Genomic DNA, 18474 nt, shown 5'->3' with positions numbered 1-18474 from the left:
GGGAAGTCTTCAGTTCCAGTTGTCGATCCTGACGTCGCGGGGGTTGGGCTGGCCCTTGCCGGTTTCCAGCAGGGCTTTCAGGCTCATCAGGAACACCGCCCACTTGGTACTGCAGTGGGACGTGAACTCGACACGCTCCTTCCAGCCTTCGTGGGTGAACAGGACGATGCAGTAGTCGCCTTCCTGCTTCAGCACGAAACGCGCATGCGTGCCGATCCATTCGGCAGGGCCGACGTGGAACTTCCAGAGCACCAGCTCGCCGGGAATGAGCTGTTCCAGCTTCATTTCCATGGCCGATTTCCTGGCCGTTGTTGGTGAAACGCACCTTGACGGTGCCGCCGACGTTGCGGTCGCCGTGGGTGTCTTCAGCCCACCAGGCCGCCACGCCTTCGGGGGTGGCCAGGGCCTGGTACACCTGGCTTACGGGGGCCTTGATGCCGACCCGGTGTGCGATATTCACCATTGCAGGTTCCTCGCGATGGGCCGGCAGGCGCCGCCCTTGAGTGGACTATATGCAGGTAAATACCTGCATGTCAAAACCCGCCACGAATGCCCGTTTTTGACGTTCCCAACCGCGGGCCGACATCCGGTTGGAGTCAGGGGCGTGCAGTTGCCGGCCAGCGGCCGGCACTACCAGATGCTGCCGACCTCGCAGCGGGGAGTTGACAGTGGGTCAACCTACTAGTAGGTTGACGGCATGAAAGAGCCGCTCTCGCCCAAGGCCCAGGAGATCCTGGCCCACGCCCGTTCGCTGCTGGAGGCCGGTGGCTACAACGGCTTCAGCTACGCCGACGTGTCGGCGCGGGTGAACATCAGCAAGGCCAGCATCCATCACCACTTCCCCAGCAAGGCAGACCTGGTGCGCACGGTGGTTGAGCTGTACCGGGCCGAGGCGCGCGAAGGCCTGGCGCTGCTGGACCGGCAGCTGGGCGACCCGCTGCAGGAGCTCAACGCCTATGTGGACTACTGGTCGAGCTGTATTGCCGGTGGCACGTCTTCGTTCTGCATCTGCGCGATGCTGGCGGCAGAGGCGCCGATGATCCCTGCGGAGATTGCCGAAGAAGTACGCGGGCATTTCGAGGATTTGAGTGGCTGGTTGGCACTCACGTTGGAAAAGGGCGCGGCGCTGGGTCAACTGCGCCTGCAGGGTACGGTGGCCGATGAGGCCAGGGCGTTCATGTCATCGGTGCATGGCGCGATGCTGGCCGCGCGCGGTTTCGGCGATGCGGCGACGTTTGCTGCGCTGGCACGGCTGGCCATCGCGCGGGTGAGCGCGGCTGCCTGATGGATGTGTGGTGGGCCTGCGGCAACGTAGGCCTTTTCTTTGACCTAGAAGTCTACCTACTAGTAGGTTCAACCAACCCTTGGAGATGTTCCATGTCGCACTCTCTGTCCACGCTGGGCGTGATCCACACGGCCGTCAGCCTTGTACCGGTGTTCGCCGGCCTGTATGCCTTCATTCGCCATCGCGCGATCGACCCCGCGACACGCTCCGGCAAGCTGTACCTGCTTGGGCTGGTGCTGTCGGTGGCAACGTCGTTCACCGTCTCCAGTACGGGCGGGATCAACCCGGGCCACGCATTCGGAGTGATCGTGCTGCTGGTGGCGTTCGGCGGCGTGCTGGCGGCCCGGCTGCGCTGGCTGGGTGGCGCCGCACCTTACCTGTCGACATTTGCGCTGTCCTTCAGCTTCCTGCTGTCGCTGGTGCCAGGCGTGAATGAAACGCTGACACGGTTGCCGGCAGCGCATCCGATTGCTGCGGCGCCGATGGCGCCGGTGGTGCTGCACACGCTGCTGGGATTGACGGTGGTGTTTGTGATCGGCTTTGCCGCGCAGTGCTGGCGCATGCGGTCTCAACCGGTTCGCAGGCGCCCTTGAGCAGAGGCGCCTCAGTCCCGCACCGCGAGCGCAGCCAGCAGCGACTGCGGTTCGATCAGCGCAGCCGAACGTGTGGCATCCACCCGAACGTGCCGGCTGCAGAAATTGAACGGTCGACCCTGCGCCGGCGAGGCTGCGTCTGGAGATGCGTCCGGTGTTTCGATTTCCAGCACTTCATCTACTGCCAGCGCCAGGGTTGCGGTGCCGGCGGTGATCAACAGCATGGCTGGGCTGCCGCCATCGAATGCCGGTTGCCCGCTGAGCCTGCGCAGGTCGGCCACCGGCAATGGCTGCCCTCGTACCTCCAGGTTCCGCCTGCCATGCTGATCTGCAGGGCCGAAGGTCTCGGGGCCGCGTATTTCCACGGCCACCTGTACGTCGATCGCGAACAGGGCCGTGCCTGCGCGCAGGACGACAACCTCGAACAACTCGGCGGGCGAGGCACGTGTTTCCGTTGAAGGTTGAGCAGGTACAGGCATGCTGTGGATCTGGCAGGAACGATGGGTAACGCGGCTTGAATGATGACGTGCGCAGGGAGCACGCGGCCGCGTGGGACTACGCGCGCAGGGCGGCGGTTCAGCTGGATCCGACGGACGCATGGTGCGCACTGAGCGGGCCGATGCGCGGAAAGTGCGGACGCAGCAGGCCGACGAGCTGATCCATGCCCGGAACGGCATGGCCAAATTCGTCCCATCGCGCATTGACCAGGCCGGACACCACGACCTGCCCGGTGTCGATGCGGGTCATGGCCCAATAGGGAACAGCACGCGCGCTGATGGCCATGTCCAGTACCGGCACGACGGCAGCATGCGAGCGACTGTCATGGATGCGGTGCTTGACCGCCTCCAGGCCGTCGGGCGGACCTTCGACGTACTGGAAAAACCGCTGACCGTCGACGAGCAGCGCTCCGGTGACGTCCACGCGACGGTTGAACGTGGCAGAGCAGGAGACGATCTGCCGGAGGATTTCATCGGAAAGCCCAGCCGACATGTGGCTGGAGTAGGCAAATGCGTGGAGCATGGAAGGGGCTTCTTGTGACGCCCGTCACTATACGTGGGGCGCCATAGCCTGCCGTGAGCCTTTCCTCACGCATCATCGGGAGTGATGCGTTGGATCAGCAGCCCACCAACCGACCCGCGCCAATTCCGCCGCGATGCTGGCTGCGGTATTGGGTAGGACTGGCGTCCACCTGGCCGCGGAAGTGCCGGCGGAACGACTCCTGCGAACCAAAGCCGGCCTGCTCGGCAATCCACTGCAGCGGCCGGTCGGTGGTTTCCAGCAGCTCGCGGGCGAATGCCACGCGCTCGCGGATCAGCCAGTCGATGGGTGACAGGCCGGTGGCTTCCAGGAACTGCCGCTGCAGCGTGCGCTGGCTGAGCGCGGCCTGCTCGGCAAGACTGCCCAGCGAGTGCGGCTCGCGCAGGTTGCGGCGCATCCATTCCATCAGTTTTGCCAGACGCGAGGGCTCGCCATTGGGAATGGCCCGGCTGACACGCTGGCTGCGTTCGGCATCACGCCATGGCGCCAGCACCAGCCGTTCGGCCACCAGGTTGGCCACGCGTGCGCCGTAATCCTTGCGCACCATGTGCAGCATCATGTCCATGCCGGTGGCCGAGCCGGCCGAGGTGATGACGTTGCCGGTATCGACGTACAGCACGTCTTCGCGCACATCGATGCGTGGAAAGTCGCGTGCCAGCGCTTCGGTGAGGCGCCAGTGGGTGGTGGCCGGGCGGCCATCGAGCAGCCCGGCCCAGGCCAGCACGAAGGCGCCAGAGCAGATCGAGGCGATGCGTGCGCCACGGGCGTGGGCGCGGATGAGTGCATCGAGCAGTGCCTGCGGCGGGCGTTCGCTGGGTTCGCGCCATCCGGGAATGACGATGATGTCGGCGTCATCAACAGTGCTGAGATCGTAGGGCAGCTGCACCTGTACATTGCCGAGCATGCGCAGTGCGCCGGGTTCACCCGCGCACAGCTGGGTGCGGTACCAGGCCACGCCCAGTTCTGGCCGCACCGGTGCGAACAGGCCAACCGCACAACCGAACTCGAACAGCCCCTGGCCGTGGCAGGCGACGATGGTGACGAGCGGCGCGGTGGGATCGGCGGGTGGGCTGGGCATGGTTTGATGCTACGGGTGGAGATGCGTGGCGTTGCGTGGTGCGCGGGCATGAGGTGATGCCTGCCAGGCATATGGAGCGGTCGCTCCCCTCTTGTAGAGCCGAGCCCACGCTCGGCTCAATACCGGCAGGGGGGATGCATCTGACGCCGTCGCGTAGAGCAGCCGAGCGTGGGCTCGGCTCTACAGACAGCAGTGCACCGGCAATGCCGCCTAACGTCATTACCAGCGGTCATGTGGGTGGCCGGATATGACGGTTGGGTGACGTGATCCCGCCTGTCGCACCAGGTGAACAGGCCCTTGAATGGAAGCGTGTTTCCGGCCCACTCCCACGAGTCCCCATGCCTGCCGCCCACGCCCCTGTGCTGAACACTCTCGCCGTCCTGATCGCCAGCGTTCTGGCTGCAACGCCTGGCCACGCGGCTGACGCCGATGCAGATCCTGCTGCCACCGCCGCGACGGCCAACGTGGCAGCGTCCACGCTGGATGCGGTGGTGGTGACCGGTTCGCGCACCAGTACGCGCACGGTGAAGAACAGCTCCACGCCGATCGATGTGATCTCTGCGGAAGACCTCACCGCCACCGGCCAGGCCAACCTGCTCGAAGCGCTGCAGCGTGCGCTGCCCTCGCTCAGCCAGATTGGCGGCTACCAGAGCGACCAGGAGAGCCTGATCCGTGGCTACCAGCTGCGTAATCTCTCGCCGGGCTACACGCTGGTGCTGGTGAACGGCAAGCGCCGCAATGCCAGTGCCTATGTGAGCGGGGCCAACGGCGGCGGTTTCCCCGGCCATGCCTGGGCAGACCTGGCGTTGATTCCAGTCTCGGCGATCGACCACGTGGAAGTGCTGCGCGATGGCGCGTCGGCCATCTATGGCTCGGACGCGATCACCGGCGTGGTCAACGTGATCCTGAAATCGCAGGCGCACGGTGGCGAGCTTTCCGTGGAAAGCGGGCAGAGCATTGATGGCGATGGCTCGCGCACCAGCGTGCGTGCCAACGTGGGCCTGCCGTGGGGCGCCGATGGCTTCGTCAACCTGTCGGGCGAAACCACGCGGCAGCACCACGCGATCCGTACCCGCCGCTACATCGATGGCTATCTGAGCTATCCGGCGGTGGATGCCAACGGCAACCTGGTCGCACTGCGTCCGAACAACCGGCTGCCGGCCGGTGCATCGCCGAACCCGGCCGAGGCCGACCGCGATGCCGAGGCCAACACCATCCTCAGCTCGCCGTCGTATGCGCTGAAGGCCTTCGCGGTGAACGTGGGCCATGGCCTGGGCGAAAGCGCGCAGTTCTACGCTAACGCTACGGCCAGTGACCGCACCGCGCAGGCGATCCAGAACTTCCGTCTGCCGGCGACCATCTTCACCACTTACAAGGCTCCAGGCGTGCTGAGCGTGTTTCCCGATGGCTTCCTGCCGGTGCTGGAAACCAAGGAGAAGCAGCACACCGGCACCGCGGGCGTGAAAGGCCAGATCGCAGGCTGGGACTACGACGCCAGCCTGACCGGCAACCGCAGCACGGTGCGCACCTATACGCGCAACTCGGTGAACTACTCGCTGCCATACCCCGGTTCGCCTACCGACTTCTACGACGGCAAGCTGGACTACCAGCAGGGTATCGCCAACCTCGACCTGCGCCGTGGCTTCGAGGTGGCTGCGTTCGCCTCGCCGCTGGAAGTGAGCGCAGGTGCCGAGTACCAGCACGAACAGTACGAACGTGGGGCGGGGCAGTGGGAGTCGTATACCGGCTTTGGTGCTGCGGCCTTCGTCGGCTATTCCACTGCGGACGCGGTGAAGGCTACCCGCAACAGCAAGGCGGTCTATGTGGGCGCGGCCACCAACATCACCTCGCGCTGGTATCTGGATGCGGCCGCACGCTGGGAAGATCACTCCGACTTCGGCAGTGTCTCCACCGGCCGCCTGACCACGCGCTTCGACTTCACCGACGCGCTGGGCGTGCGTGCCACGGTCAGCAACGGTTTCCACGCGCCCAGCCTGGGCGCGCAGTACTACCAGGCCACCGGCAGCTGCCCGTGCGGCACCACGCTGGTGGCGCAGGTGTCTTCGCCGGCGGCGGTTGCGCTGGGTGCGACGCCGCTGAAGCCCGAGAAAGCCACCAACTACAGCCTGGGCGTGACCTGGGACCCGAGCCCGGCGTTCCACCTGGCCGTGGATGCCTACCAGATCGACATCCGTGGCCAGCTCGGCCAGTCCAGCCAGATCGGCTACAACGCGCAGGATCCAGCGCGCATCACCGACAACAGCGGCACGGTGCTGACTGCGGCGCAGAAGAACACCATCGATGCGCTGCTGGGTTCGGCCGGCATCAGCATCCTGCCGGGTGATGCGTTCTATGCCAGCTACTTCACCAACGTGGGCAATACCCGCACACGCGGTGTCGAGCTGACCCTGGAAGCGAACCAGGAAACGGCGTGGGGCAAGCTGCGCTGGAGCTATGCGGCCAACGTCGGCCGCACCACGATCCGGAAGGTCAGTGATATTCCGGCGGCGCTGCAGGGGCTGCCCAATATCAACCTGCTGACCAAATCCAGCGAGTACGCACTGCGCTTCCGCACGCCCAGCTACACCCAGGTGGCGGGCTTGGGCTGGCAGAACGGGCGCTGGCGCTCGAATGTCGACTTCACCTACTACGGCCCGATCAAGCGCCTGAACAACGGCGTGGAATACAGGCAGCCGCCGGTGCTGGTGACCAACCTTTCAGGTGCGGTGGAGCTGGGTGCGGGCTGGAGCGCGGCGCTGGGCGTCAACAACGTGTTCGACAAGCGCACGCGCAAGGTGCCGGAGTACGCGCGCAGTGCTACCGATGTGGCCAGCATCGAGACGACGTGGGATTCGGGCGACGTGCTGAGCCGGATCGGGGCGTTCTGGTACGGGCGGATCAATTACCGGTTCTGAGGTGGAGCAGCCGAGCATGGCTCGGCTCTACAAAGGCGAATGCAGCCGAGCATTGCTCGGCTCTTCAGAACGCGAAAGGCGGCCGGACGGGGTTCGGCATCATCGAGGAGCAGTTCATGTCTTCTGCATTGAAGGTGGTTGCAGTGGTGGGGTCACCGACCAGCTCGGCGACGTCGCGTACGTTGCTGCTGGTGCGGCACCTGTTGGCGTCGTTGCAGCAGCGGGTGCACGCCAGCGTGGAGCTGGTGGAGCTGGCGCCGATCGCGCGCTCAGTGGGGCAGTCGCTGTCGCGCGATGAAGTGGAGCCGGCGGTGGAACAGGCGCTGCAGGCCATCGAGAGCGCCGAACTGCTGGTGGTGGCCGCGCCGGTGCATCGCGGTTCGTATCCGGGGCTGTTCAAGCACCTGGTCGACTTCATCGGGCTGGAGGCGCTGGTGGATACACCGGTGCTGCTGGCGGCGACCGGTGGCAGCGAGCGCCATGCACTGGTGATCGACCATCAGCTGCGGCCGTTGTTCAGTTTCCTGCAGGCGCACACGCTGCCGATCGGGGTGTATGCCACGCCGGCCGACTTCGATGGCGAGCACATCAACAGTGCCGCTTTGCAGGCGCGCATCGCGCTGGCGACCGAGCGGGCGGCCGGCCATCTGGCTACGCAGGCGCTGGCGGTAGCGGCGCCGCTGCGACGCATCGCCTGACGGCATAACCGGCGGCGCTTTGCTTATGGCCAAGGCGCATCTGCGTGGCCGGATCTGACCGCCGATTGTCGTCTGGCATCCCCGTGCCGACGGCCGTCATCTCTAGCATCGATATCGAAGCGGCATCGCATTGCCGCCCCCCCGATGAGGACGACCCCGTGAGTCTGGACGCAACCGACAAGCCCATCCTGTTCCTGCTCGACCGTGAGTTCGAGGACGGACAGATTCCCGGCCAGCGCTTCTTCTGTCGGCACAGCCTGCTGCTGGAAGGGGCGCTGTCGAGCATCGACGGCCTGGACGCGCAGCTGGACGTGCGCCGCATCGGCTTCGCGCGGCCGCGCCGCGAGGTGATCGCCGAGATCGGCGAGCAGGACCAGTCGCTGCCCAAGCTGGTGTTGCCGCAGGGCGTGCACAGCGAGCTGGCCAGTGGCGCGCACCAGAACCGCCAGTACATCTCCGGCGCCGAGCCGATCCTGGCCGCGCTGAACGGCTTGCTCGGCATCCCCGTGGCCCATCCCTGAGCGAGGACGCGACGATGAGCTATCAGATCAGCGTGTTGGACAAGAGCCCGGTGGCCGAGGGCGCCTCGCCGGAACAGGCGCTGCGCAACAGCCTGCAGTTGGCGCAGCGTGCCGAGCAGCTGGGCTATCACCGGTACTGGTTTGCCGAGCATCATGCCGCGCCGGCGCTTGCCAGCCCGGCGCCGGAAGTGCTGGCCGCCTGGGTGCTGGCGCAGACCCGTCGCATCCGCATCGGCAGTGGCGGGGTGATGCTGCGCCACTATGCGCCGTACAAGGTGGCCGAGAGCTTCAACCTGCTGGCGGCGTTGGCGCCAGGGCGCGTGGATCTGGGCGTGGGCAAGGCACCGGGCGGCCTGCCAGCGTCGACTGCCGCGCTGGCGGCCGGGCGCCCGGCGTTCGCCGACTTCGACCAGCAACTGCGCGACCTTGAGGGCTATCTGTCCGGCGCCGAAGCCGATGTGCTGGCGCGGCCGATTCCGCAGCAGGCGCCGGAGCGCTTCCTGCTCGGTGCCAGCCCGCAGAGTGCACGGCAGGCGGCCGAGCTGGGCTGGCGCTTCGTCTACGCCGCGCACTTCGACGGTGACCCGAAGCACATCGAGGCCGCGTTCGACGCCTACCGCAGCGTCGCCTCGCAGCCGCCGCTGCTGGCCACGGTGGCCTTCGCCGCACCGACTGCGGAAGCCGCTTCGCGCCATATCGGTGCGCTGCGCGTCTACAAGCTGCACCTCGGTCCCGGGCAGGCGGTGAACCTGCCCAGCGCCGAGGCAGCTGCCGAGTACGCGCGCCAGGTGGGGGTGGCCGACTTCCGCATCGAGGAGACGCGCCCCAGCGTGCTGTCCGGTGATGCGCAGCACGTGCGCGGCGAACTGGATGCGCTGCACCGGCGTTTCGGCGTGGGCGAGTTCATCCTCGATGCGCCGGTGGCCGACCTCGACGCACGCCTGACATCCCTTGAACTGCTGTCGCCCGCGCCGCGCGCGGCGGTGGCCTGACCTGCAGGAGCGATCCCCAATGAGCACGACCCCGCGCCACATTCCGTTCGGCATCATGCTGCAGGGCCCCGGCAGCCACATGCATGCCTGGAAGCATCCGTCCAATCCGGCTGATGCCAGCGTCAACCTGCAGTTCTACATCGACATCGCGCGCACGGCCGAGGACAACGGCATCGCCTTCGGCTTCGTGGCCGACGGCCTGTACATCAACGAGAAGTCGATCCCGCATTTCCTCAACCGCTTCGAGCCGATCTCGCTGCTGTCGGCGCTGGCCACGGCAACGAAGAAGATCGGCCTGGCCGGCACGCTGTCGACGTCCTACAGCGATCCGTTCACCGTGGCCCGCCAGTTCGCCTCGCTGGATCTGCTCAGCGGCGGCCGTGCCGGCTGGAACGTGGTGACCTCGCCACTGGAGGGTTCGGGCCGCAACTATGGCCGGCCACACCCGGAGCATGCACTGCGCTACCAGATCGCCGATGAATACCTGGACGTCGTGCAGGGGCTGTGGGATTCGTGGGACGACGACGCCTTCGTGCGCGAGCGCGACAGCGGTACGTTCTTCGCGTCGGGAAAGTTCCGCCGCCTCGACCACAAGGGCCGCTTCTTCCAGGTAGAAGGGCCGCTCAACATCCAGCGTTCGCCACAGGGCCAGCCGGTGATCTTCCAGGCCGGTTCGTCTGACGACGGCATCGCGCTGGCCGGCAAGTATGCCGACGCGGTCTTCACTCATTCGCCGTCGCTGGAAGAAACCCGCGCGTTTACCCAGAAGGTGAAGAACTCGGCGATCGCGCATGGCCGCAGCGCCAACGATGTGAAAATCTTCCCGGGCATCGGCCCCATCGTCGGCCGCACGGCCGAAGAGGCCGAAGCCAAGTACCAGGCGATTGCCGCACTGGCAACGCTGGAGGATGCGCTGGCCTATCTCGGCCGGTTCTTCGACCACCACGATTTCAGCCAGTACGATCCGGACGCGCCCTTCCCGGAGCTGGGTGACATTGGCAGCAATTCGTTCCGCTCCACCACCGACCGCATCAAGCAGGATGCGCGTGAGAAGGACCTGAGCCTGCGCCAGGTGGCATTGGAGGCAGTGAGTCCGCGACCAAACTTCATCGGTACACCCGAGCAGGTGGCCGATGAGCTGATCCGCTGGTTCGATGCCGGTGCCAGCGATGGCTTCATTCTCGGCTTTGCCGCGCAGCGCGAGGGCCTGGACGATTTCGTGACCCAGGTATTGCCGATCCTGCAGGCGCGGGGCTACCACCAGCGCGCGCTGGAAGGGCAGACGCTGCGCGAGCATCTGGGCCTGCCGTACAAGGCCAGCCGGTATGCGACCGACGCCGAGCCGGCGCGGAAGGTGGGGTAGGGCGATGAGCGGAGAGAACTCGGTAGCGCCGGGCCATGCCCGGCTGGATTCCGCGTCCATCGGCGTGCTGCCGGAAATTGCAGCACGCGCCGAGGCCACAATCGCGATCCGCCATGACCTGCACCAGCACCCGGAGCTCGCCTTCGAGGAGCACCGCACCAGCGCCCGCGTGGCCGAGCTGCTGCAGCAATGGGGCTATGAGGTGACCACCGGCCTCGGTGGCACCGGCGTGGTCGGCACGCTGCAGCGCGGGCAGGGCAGCCGTCGCCTCGGCCTGCGCGCCGACATCGACGCACTGCCGATCCATGAGGACTCCGGCCTGGCCTATGCCAGCCAGACCGAGGGCCTGATGCATGCCTGCGGTCATGATGGCCACACCGCCATCCTGCTGTCCGCCGCGCACTACCTGGCCCATCACGGTGATATCGACGGCACCCTGCAGCTGGTGTTCCAGCCGGCCGAGGAAACCGGTTCGGGTGCGTCGAAGATGATTGCCGATGGCCTGTTCGAGCGCTTCCCGGTGGATGCGATCTATGGGCTGCACAACTGGCCCGGCGTGCCGGTGGGCCACTTCGGTTTCGTCGATGGCCCGGCGATGGCGTCGGTGGATTGGGCACGGCTGAAGGTGATCGGCAAGGGGGGCCATGGCGCCGAGCCACAGGGCAGCGTCGATCCGATCCTGGTGGCGGCGCACATCATCACCGCGCTGCAGAGCGTGGTGTCGCGCAATGTCGATCCGCGGCAGATGGGCGTGGTCACCGTCGGTTCGATCCAGGGCGGGCAGGCCGCCAACGTGATTCCGGACGTGGTCGAGCTGAAGCTGACCGTGCGCGCCTACCTGCCCGAGGTGCGCGACACGCTGCGGCGCCGCGTCACCGAACTTGCCGAGCAGACCGCCGCTGCGTTTGGTGCGCGCGCCGAGATCGAATTCCCGCGCGGCTTCCCCAGTGTGATCAACCATCCGCAGCAGACCGCCTACATCCGCGAGGTGGCGGTGCAGGGCTTCGGCGCCGGACAGGTGGTGCCCGACTTCGCACCGCGCACCGCCAGCGAGGACTTTGCCTTCCTGCTGCAGGCGCGGCCCGGCAGCTTCGTGTTCGTCGGCAACGGCGACAGTGCACCGTTGCACAGCCCGCGCTATGTGTTCAACGACGCCGCCATTGCACCCGCTGCCAGCCTGTGGGCGCGGCTGGCCGAAGACTACCTGGTGAAGGACGTGGCATGAGCAACAACGAACGCTTCCTCTATACCTCGGTCGATGACCCGCTGGCGCGGCCGCTGTTCGATGGCCTGGAACAGGAGTACGACCGCCGTTACGCCGACGTGCGCCGACGCATCGGTGGCAGCGCCCGCGAGGAGCTGCAGCGCTATCCGGCGCAGGCCTTCGCGGCGCCGGTAGGGGCCTTCGTACTGTTGCTGCGCGACGGTGTGGCGATCTCTGGCGGCGCCTTCATGCCGCACCGCGATCCAGACACCGCCGAATTCAAGCGCATCTGGACGCTGCCGGGGTTGCGACGCCAGGGCATCGCGCGGCGCGTGCTGCAGGAACTGGAAGAACAGGCGGCACGCCAAGGCTATCGGCGTGTGTTCCTGACCACCGGCTTCCGCCAGCCCGAAGCTGTCGGCCTGTACCTCAGCCATGGCTACACCGCGCTGTTCGATCTGGATGCAGATCCGGAAACCGTCGCGCACCTGCCCTTCGAGAAGCACCTTGGGCAACCGGCGCCAGTGCTTTCGCCGTCGCAGGCCGTGCTGCACGGGGCCCATGCATGAGTACACCGTCGTCTGCGCTTGAGGGAATCACTGCGCGTCCTGCGCCAGCGCCCGAATTGAAGATCGTGCCGGCCCGGCATCCACTGCAGGGGGTTGGTACGGTGCTGGCACTCGCGCTGATCCTGATCGGCCTTCAATCAGTACTTGGCAATCCGCGTTGGGGCTGGGGCACTTTTGCCGAATGGTTCTTCGCACGCCCGGTGCTTGAGGGTCTGGGCCGCACGCTGCTGCTGACCGCGCTCGGTACTGGCCTCGGCTTCGCCTTGGGCACGTTGCTTGCGCTGGCCCGCGCCTCCGGCTCGCCGCTGCTGTCGGCGGTGTCGTGGGGCTACGTGTGGCTGTTCCGCTCGATCCCGCTGCTGGTACTGCTGCTGCTGCTGAACAATCTGGGCTACCTGTACAGCACCATCGAGCTGGGCGTGCCGTTCACCGGCATCAACCTGTTCTCGTACCCGACCACGCAGCTGATCGGTGTGTTCACTGCCGCGGTGCTGGGCCTGACCCTGAACCAGGCCGCGTTCTCGGCCGAAGTGATCCGGGGCGGCATCCTGTCGGTTGACCACGGCCAGTACGAGGCCGCGGCCGCGCTGGGCCTGCCGCGCGGTCGCCAGGTGCGCCGCATCATCCTGCCGCAGGCGATGCGCTCGATCCTGCCGGCCGCGTTCAACGATGTGATCGGCCTGGCCAAGAGCACTTCGGTGGTCTACGTGCTGGCGCTGCCGGAGCTGTTCTACACCGTGCAGGTGATCTACCGCCGTAACCTGGAAGTGGTGCCGCTGCTGATGGTGGCCACGGTCTGGTACCTGGTGATCCTGACCGTGTTGTCGCTGCTGCAGCGGCGCGTGGAACAGCGCTTCGCGCGCGGCCAGCTGCAGCGCGAGCGCTCGGTGTCGCGGGTGTCGTCACCGGTGCGGACATCCAGTGATGCTGCGCCGCGCGTGGCCAACCGCCCGCGCATCGCCGCGCAGGTGGATGCCGGCGAGGGCGCGGCGGTGTCGCTGCACGGCGTAGGCAAGGTGTTTGGCGACCAGCCGGTGCTGGAGGATGTGAACCTGGACCTGCGCGCCGGCAGCGTGACGGTGCTGATCGGCCCATCGGGCGCCGGCAAGTCCACGCTGCTGCGGCTGATCAACCACCTGGAGCGTGCCGACAGCGGCTACGTGACCGTCGGCGGCCAGTTGATCGGCTACCGCCGTGACGGTGACACCCTGTACGAACTGCCCGAGCGTGAGATCCGCCGTCGGCGTGCCGAGGTGGGCATGGTGTTCCAGGGCTTCAATCTGTTCCCGCACCTGACCGCGCTGGAGAACATCATCGAGGCACCGATCGCGGTACGTGGCGTGCCACGTGCGCAGGCCGAACAACAGGCGCGCACGCTGCTGGAGCGGGTCGGCCTGGCCGACAGGGCCGATGCCTTCCCGCGCCAGCTGTCCGGTGGCCAGCAGCAGCGCATCGCGATTGCCCGCGCGCTGGCGCTGCAGCCGAAGGTGCTGCTGTTCGACGAACCCACGTCGGCGCTGGATCCGGAACTGGTGGCCGAGGTGCTGAGCGTGATCGAAGAACTGGCCCGTTCCGGTACCACGCTGGTGATCGTCACCCATGAGCTGAGCTTCGCCCGCCGCGTGGCCGACCACGTGGTGATGATGGACCAGGGCCGGGTGATCGAGCAGGGTACGCCCGACGCCGTGTTCGAGCAGCCGCGCCAGCAACGCACGGCCGATTTCCTGGCCAAGACCCTGTAACCCCGGAAGGAGCACCATGAGTCGTGCAGCATCGCGTCGTCCCTCGCGCAGCACCCTGTTGATCGTGGCGGTGCTGGTCATCGGCATTGCCGGTATCGTCTACTCGCGCGTGCGCCAGGCACCGGATGCAGGCACCGTGGCAGCGACCAGCCTGGCCGGCGCGAACACGGCCGTCCTGAAGGGCACCTTCGACCCGAAGGCGAAGGCGTTGATCCCCGCCGGTTATCAGTTCGTCACCCCTGGGGCGTTTACCGTGGCGACCCATCCGGGGCAGCTGCCGCTGGCCGACTACGGCGCCGACAGCAAGGACGTGGTCGGCATCGAGCCGGACATCGCGCGGCTGATCGCCGATGCGTTGGGCCTGAAGCTGGTGATCGTGCCGGTCGCGTGGGCGGACTGGCCGCTGGGGCTGGAATCGGGCAAGTACGATGCGGTGCTGTCGAACGTGACGGTGACCGAAGAGCGCAAGAAGAAGTTCGACTTCTCCAGCTACCGCTACGATCTTCTGGGCATCTACACGCGCAGCGACGGGCCCATCCAGAAGATCGAAAAGCCCGCTGATGTGGCCGGGCTGAAGGTGGTGGTGGGTGCCAGCACCAACCAGGACCAGATCCTGCGGCAGTGGGACCGGCAGAACATTGCGGCCGGGCTGAAGCCGGTGGAGTACCAGTACTTCGACGACGCCGTGGTCGGCCGCTTGGCGGTGATCACTGGCCGCGCCGATGTCTCGTTCGAGCCCAATGCCACCGGCGCCTACTCGGCACGCGATGGCAAGGTGCGGCGCGTGGGCCTGTTCCCCGGTGGCTGGCCGAACGCTGCGGCGATCTCGGTGACCACGCGCAAGGGCAGCGGCCTGGCCGATGCGGTGACGCAGGCGTTGAACACCCAGATCGGCAGCGGCACCTATGCGCAGGCATTGGCGCGCTGGAACCTGGCCGAGGAGGCGGTGCCGCAATCGCAGACCAATCCGCCGGGGTTGCCGACGCTGCAATGACACCGGGCGTGGCCCGGCGCTACCGCTGCTTCTGTAGAGCCGAGCCATGCTCGGCTGCTCTACCAACGCGCCTCCAGCGTTCTGAATGGTCTTGCCAGGCGCACGCCCTCCGCATCGAACGCGGTAACGTCGCGCCCATCCACACGCACGGTCTTCGGCATCGTCCGCGCCGGCCACCAGACCTTCACCGCCGTCCCACTGCGCAACCCCTTGCCCAGCGTGACCGTCAGCATGCCGTCGCGTTGCCGCGCCTGCATCTGCAACGTGCCATACGCGGTCGGCAGCCGCTCCACCGCCAACCCATCGCCCCCCACCCACGACGGCGGCGTGCCCGGCAGCAATGACAACGCATCATCGTCTTCGCGCATCAGCATGCCGAACAGCGTGCGGCCGTACTCGGCACCAATCCAGGTATGCGGCATGTCGCCCAGGTAGCGGGGGAAACGCAGCCGCGAGTGCACGACCTCGGCGAGTACCTGCCACTCAAGCGGGCGCCGGTCATGCAGCAGTCCCTGCAGCAGCTCATCAGCAACCTGCGGTTGGCCCAGGTGCACATAGCTCAGCACGTTGCGGATCTCATACGGCGTATAGGCGTACAGCGCATCGGGCTGGCTGCGCTTGCGCACATCCTCCAGATAACGCGCGAAGGTGGTCCGCAGTGCCTCGGCGGGCAGCACGCTCTGCGCACCGGTCGGGTCCAGTGCGATCGAAACGCCGGTGGGATCGCCATCGCCCAGGTCGGCCGAGGAGGGAATGAAGTCGATGCCCTTCCACGCCATCGTCGCCCGGATCGAGGCATGCAGTGCGTCGTAGAGCAGCTTGTATTGTTCGCGCGCCCAGGCTGCGGTCTCGTGGTCGCCCAGCGATTCGGCCAGCCAGGCACCGTCGTGCCAGCCCTTCAGGCCCCAATAGTCGTCCCAATAGCTGTGGGTGGGCGACGGGTAGCCCTCATGGCTGATCGACGGCGCAAGAATGCCTGCGAACCGTTCCGGCGAAGGCTGGTCAGCCTTGTAACCGGGCACCAGCGTGCGCTCGCGCAGCTCCTGCAGGAAGCGCAGCGCCGCTTTCACCTTCGGCAGATAGTCACGTACCGACTCGGGGCCGCCATCCAGGCGCGCGACATCGGCCACCAGCGCGACGTACTGGCCCTGACTGTCGTACTCGATGTCTGATCCAAAGCCGGTGTTGACGCTGCCATCGTCGTTGAGGATCGGTGAGACCAGGCCGTTGGGATGCACGCCGTGCTCGCTGTACCAGGCCAGGTAGTCGCGCGCCACGCGGGCTTCCCCCATGCGCAGCAGCACCGCCGAGGTGGCCATGCCGTCGCGGATGAAGGAACGGTTGTAGTTGCGCGGGCCGGGCTGCATGGCTGGACCGGTCTGGTTGATCAGCATGTAGGCGGCCTGCGCGCGCAGCATGTCCACCAGCGACGGATCGGGCAGGCGCAGGCCGACCTGGCCCAGCCGTGCCTGCCAGTCCGCAGACGCCTGCGTGGCCAGTGAATCAAACGCCGCATTGGCATCGTGGGGCAGCGTGGCCAGATCCAGCGCAGGCGCTTCGGGCAGCACGCCATTGGCATCGGCGGCGGCGGTGCCCAACGGGAACGCGACCACGACGGCATCACTGGTTCCCGGCGCCAACGAGACGCGGTAGTTCAATGCAGCCGAGGCAAGCCCCTGATCATCACGCACCTGTTGCGTGGAAGGCAGCTGGCCGGCAGCGAGGGTCGCGGTGATCTCCGTTGCGCCATCCTTGCCGAATGGCGCCGCGCCGGATGCGGTCACTGGAGTAAGCGACTGCAGCAGCGTGCGCCCATTGATACGCAGGGCCTGCCCATCGATGGTCACCTCGCGGATCGGGGACAGCCCGCCGTTCTGCCATGGCGGATTCATCTGCATCGGGCGCACCACGAGGGTGAGCGTGCCTTCGATCTTCGTGCTTCCCGTGTTCTGCAGCCGATGCCGCAGGAAGGTCACCGGCTGGCCATCGCGCTCAATGGCGAACACTTCACTGCGCAGCTGCAGGCCGGGTTGCGGTGACCAGGTGGCGGAGGGCATCGGCTTCCAGCCGTCGCGCAGGGCATGCTGCATGGCCTGCCCGGCGGCGCCGGCGGTTTGGCCATCGGCATTGCGCCAGATGGGCTGCACCAGCGGTGCGCCCTTGAAGGCTTCCAGGTTGCCGTACTCATCGAAGATCGACTTCTGTCGTCCTGCATGCACACCCACGGCCGTCCAGTAGGTCTGCTGCATCTGCAGCGAGGCCGGGAACAATGCGCGCTGGGCGCCGCTGGCGACGATCTGATACTGCTTCATCGGCGTCATCACGGCTTTCGGACCGAGCAGGCGCAGGCGTGCGATCCGTGGCGCAGCGCCGTCCACGCTCAGGCGGAAAGCACGCAATGGTTGTGCTGCAGTGGCGGCCAGCCAGCTTTGCCGGTGACTGGCCGCCTGTGCATCGTGTGCGAGGTCCTGCCAACGGCCCTGTGAATCCTGCGCCTGTAGTCGGGCGGCGCCTCGTGCGCCATCGGCCCAGTCGACCACCAGGCCAGCCGTTGATTGGGCCTGCGGCAGCGTGATCTCGAACGTATGGGATCCATTTGCCCCGGCCGGCATCGCGACGGTGCCGCCGCCTTGCCAGAGCGCCGCTGCCTGCGTTGCATCGATACCGCTGATGCGTGCGCTGAGCGTGCTGTCCAGCGGCTCCATCTCGAAGATCGACACGCCCCAATCAGAAGTGCGCTGCGGGCTGGCCAGCCGCAGGTAGCGCGCCTGGCGCGGCGCGAAGTACAGCGTTTCCACATCGCCCAGCGAATCGGCCATCGTGTACGCGGTCTGCCACTGCCTGCCATCCATTGAGGTCTGCAGTGAATAGCCTTCCGGGTTCGATACGTCCCAGGTGAGGCGTGCGCCGGCCAGCAGGGTGGGCGCGCCCAGGTCGATCTGGAACCAGTGGCCCGGACTGAACGCGCCGCCGGTAACGGTCTTCGGGTTGCCGTCGATCAGGTGGCTGATCGCCATCGCCGGCACCTGCTGCGAGGAACTGCTGGCCTGCCATTGGCTGCGCGGGGGGAGGGTCTGTGCCTGTGCGCTGGAGGCCAGGGCGGCCAACAGCAGGGCAGCGGCAGGGCACAACGGGAAAGGCGGTGTGGAGACCTTGGAGCGTTCGGCGCGCAACGTCATTACGGACAGCCTCGCTGGTTCGACCGGAATCGGGCGAGCGCTACGCTAGCAAGGGATGTAATCGGTTACATGACGCACTGCAGCGCCGCTGGACGACGGCGCTGCCATCACGGGAGGGCTGACGGATGTGGCTCTGGACGTGTAGCGCGGATTGGCTAGGGTCACGTCGAAAGTCATTTCAAGCGGGTTGTCATTTGACAACCAATGTGAGCCGTGTGCAGACTATGGAGAACAAGGAATGTCTCGAGCGCGTCATCCAGACAAGGACATCGAAGCGGCGTTGCAGTTCGCGGAGATCGTGGG

At 66.7% G+C, this 18474-nt stretch carries 15 protein-coding genes and 1 pseudogene; 11 read left to right on the top strand and 5 right to left on the bottom strand.

What is annotated here, in order from left to right:
- Positions 1–9: 9 nt before the first annotated feature.
- Positions 10–463 (bottom strand): annotated as a pseudogene (locus AC10QF_RS15010) (SRPBCC family protein).
- A gap of 234 nt (positions 464–697) precedes the next feature.
- Between AC10QF_RS15010 and AC10QF_RS15005 the strand changes: the two are divergent.
- Complete coding sequence (locus AC10QF_RS15005; protein ID WP_494542449.1) at positions 698–1285, top strand: TetR/AcrR family transcriptional regulator; 588 nt, start codon at positions 698–700, stop codon at positions 1283–1285.
- 92 nt (positions 1286–1377) lie between these two features.
- Entirely contained in the window at positions 1378–1878 is a 501-nt protein-coding gene (locus tag AC10QF_RS15000) for a hypothetical protein (RefSeq protein WP_494542448.1), read from the top strand.
- An 11-nt stretch (positions 1879–1889) separates the two neighbouring features.
- Here AC10QF_RS15000 and AC10QF_RS14995 read toward each other — a convergent pair whose 3' ends face one another.
- The 3 genes from AC10QF_RS14995 to ftrA all read right to left on the bottom strand — a co-directional run bounded on the left by AC10QF_RS14995 (position 1890) and on the right by ftrA (position 3994).
- Positions 1890–2357 carry a chemotaxis protein CheW gene (locus AC10QF_RS14995; RefSeq protein WP_188238460.1) on the bottom strand — a complete coding sequence of 156 codons (468 nt, stop codon included), beginning with the start codon at positions 2355–2357 and terminating at the stop codon, positions 1890–1892.
- A 97-nt stretch (positions 2358–2454) separates the two neighbouring features.
- Positions 2455–2898 (bottom strand): BLUF domain-containing protein, encoded by a 444-nt coding sequence (locus tag AC10QF_RS14990; RefSeq protein WP_494542447.1) that lies wholly within the window; start codon positions 2896–2898, stop codon positions 2455–2457.
- A gap of 94 nt (positions 2899–2992) precedes the next feature.
- Positions 2993–3994, bottom strand: a complete 1002-nt coding sequence (gene ftrA / locus AC10QF_RS14985) for a transcriptional regulator FtrA (RefSeq protein ID WP_494542446.1) — start codon at positions 3992–3994, stop codon at positions 2993–2995.
- Between the two features lie 338 nt (positions 3995–4332).
- On the opposite strand from ftrA, the gene AC10QF_RS14980 reads away from it, so the two are divergent.
- The 9 genes from AC10QF_RS14980 to AC10QF_RS14940 all read left to right on the top strand — a co-directional run bounded on the left by AC10QF_RS14980 (position 4333) and on the right by AC10QF_RS14940 (position 14992).
- Positions 4333–6909, top strand: coding sequence for a TonB-dependent receptor plug domain-containing protein (locus AC10QF_RS14980; RefSeq protein WP_494542445.1), 2577 nt, complete (start codon positions 4333–4335; stop codon positions 6907–6909).
- A gap of 116 nt (positions 6910–7025) precedes the next feature.
- Positions 7026–7607, top strand: coding sequence for an FMN reductase (gene msuE, locus AC10QF_RS14975; RefSeq protein WP_494542444.1), 582 nt, complete (start codon positions 7026–7028; stop codon positions 7605–7607).
- Positions 7608–7765: 158 nt separating this feature from the next.
- Positions 7766–8128: a DUF3088 family protein gene (locus AC10QF_RS14970; protein WP_010484654.1), complete on the top strand. Its 363-nt coding sequence runs from the start codon at positions 7766–7768 to the stop codon at positions 8126–8128.
- Between the two features lie 14 nt (positions 8129–8142).
- A complete protein-coding gene (locus tag AC10QF_RS14965) occupies positions 8143–9120 on the top strand; it encodes an MsnO8 family LLM class oxidoreductase (RefSeq protein WP_111175826.1) in 978 nt (325 codons plus the stop codon).
- A 19-nt stretch (positions 9121–9139) separates the two neighbouring features.
- On the top strand, positions 9140–10483 hold the full coding sequence (locus tag AC10QF_RS14960; RefSeq protein ID WP_494542443.1) for an LLM class flavin-dependent oxidoreductase: 1344 nt from the start codon (positions 9140–9142) through the stop codon (positions 10481–10483).
- Between the two features lie 4 nt (positions 10484–10487).
- Positions 10488–11708, top strand: coding sequence for a M20 aminoacylase family protein (locus tag AC10QF_RS14955; RefSeq protein WP_494542442.1), 1221 nt, complete (start codon positions 10488–10490; stop codon positions 11706–11708).
- Entirely contained in the window at positions 11705–12256 is a 552-nt protein-coding gene (locus tag AC10QF_RS14950) for a GNAT family N-acetyltransferase (RefSeq protein WP_053498374.1), read from the top strand. The genes AC10QF_RS14955 and AC10QF_RS14950 overlap by 4 nt, the downstream gene beginning before the upstream one ends.
- The gene (locus AC10QF_RS14945; protein ID WP_494542441.1) at positions 12253–13998 is read left to right on the top strand and encodes an amino acid ABC transporter permease/ATP-binding protein; all 1746 of its coding nucleotides are present in this window, start codon (positions 12253–12255) and stop codon (positions 13996–13998) included. The genes AC10QF_RS14950 and AC10QF_RS14945 overlap by 4 nt, the downstream gene beginning before the upstream one ends.
- 16 nt (positions 13999–14014) lie before the next feature.
- Complete coding sequence (locus AC10QF_RS14940) at positions 14015–14992, top strand: ABC transporter substrate-binding protein (RefSeq protein ID WP_069139936.1); 978 nt, start codon at positions 14015–14017, stop codon at positions 14990–14992.
- Between the two features lie 59 nt (positions 14993–15051).
- On the opposite strand, the gene AC10QF_RS14935 is transcribed toward AC10QF_RS14940, so the two are convergent.
- Positions 15052–18171 carry a discoidin domain-containing protein gene (locus AC10QF_RS14935; protein ID WP_494542440.1) on the bottom strand — a complete coding sequence of 1040 codons (3120 nt, stop codon included), beginning with the start codon at positions 18169–18171 and terminating at the stop codon, positions 15052–15054.
- Positions 18172–18474: the final 303 nt, after the last annotated feature.

Source organism: Stenotrophomonas maltophilia complex sp. Om-AH-Sm3 (genome assembly GCF_059337855.1).
Note: the sequence above shows the minus strand (reverse complement) of the source record. Positions and strands in the feature narration are given on the sequence as shown.

Excerpts from the sequence above, each read along its gene's own strand:
- AC10QF_RS14965 (WP_111175826.1), top strand. The coding sequence starts at position 8,143 with ATGAGCTATCAGATCAGCGTGTTGGACAAGAGCCCGGTGGCCGAGGGC.
- AC10QF_RS14950 (WP_053498374.1), top strand. The coding sequence starts at position 11,705 with ATGAGCAACAACGAACGCTTCCTCTATACCTCGGTCGATGACCCGCTG.
- AC10QF_RS14995 (WP_188238460.1), bottom strand. The coding sequence starts at position 2,357 with ATGCCTGTACCTGCTCAACCTTCAACGGAAACACGTGCCTCGCCCGCC.
- ftrA (WP_494542446.1), bottom strand. The coding sequence starts at position 3,994 with ATGCCCAGCCCACCCGCCGATCCCACCGCGCCGCTCGTCACCATCGTC.
- msuE (WP_494542444.1), top strand. The coding sequence starts at position 7,026 with ATGTCTTCTGCATTGAAGGTGGTTGCAGTGGTGGGGTCACCGACCAGC.
- AC10QF_RS14960 (WP_494542443.1), top strand. The coding sequence starts at position 9,140 with ATGAGCACGACCCCGCGCCACATTCCGTTCGGCATCATGCTGCAGGGC.
- AC10QF_RS15005 (WP_494542449.1), top strand. The coding sequence starts at position 698 with ATGAAAGAGCCGCTCTCGCCCAAGGCCCAGGAGATCCTGGCCCACGCC.
- AC10QF_RS15000 (WP_494542448.1), top strand. The coding sequence starts at position 1,378 with ATGTCGCACTCTCTGTCCACGCTGGGCGTGATCCACACGGCCGTCAGC.
- AC10QF_RS14945 (WP_494542441.1), top strand. The coding sequence starts at position 12,253 with ATGAGTACACCGTCGTCTGCGCTTGAGGGAATCACTGCGCGTCCTGCG.
- AC10QF_RS14935 (WP_494542440.1), bottom strand. The coding sequence starts at position 18,171 with ATGACGTTGCGCGCCGAACGCTCCAAGGTCTCCACACCGCCTTTCCCG.
- AC10QF_RS14980 (WP_494542445.1), top strand. The coding sequence starts at position 4,333 with ATGCCTGCCGCCCACGCCCCTGTGCTGAACACTCTCGCCGTCCTGATC.
- AC10QF_RS14940 (WP_069139936.1), top strand. The coding sequence starts at position 14,015 with ATGAGTCGTGCAGCATCGCGTCGTCCCTCGCGCAGCACCCTGTTGATC.
- AC10QF_RS14955 (WP_494542442.1), top strand. The coding sequence starts at position 10,488 with ATGAGCGGAGAGAACTCGGTAGCGCCGGGCCATGCCCGGCTGGATTCC.
- AC10QF_RS14990 (WP_494542447.1), bottom strand. The coding sequence starts at position 2,898 with ATGCTCCACGCATTTGCCTACTCCAGCCACATGTCGGCTGGGCTTTCC.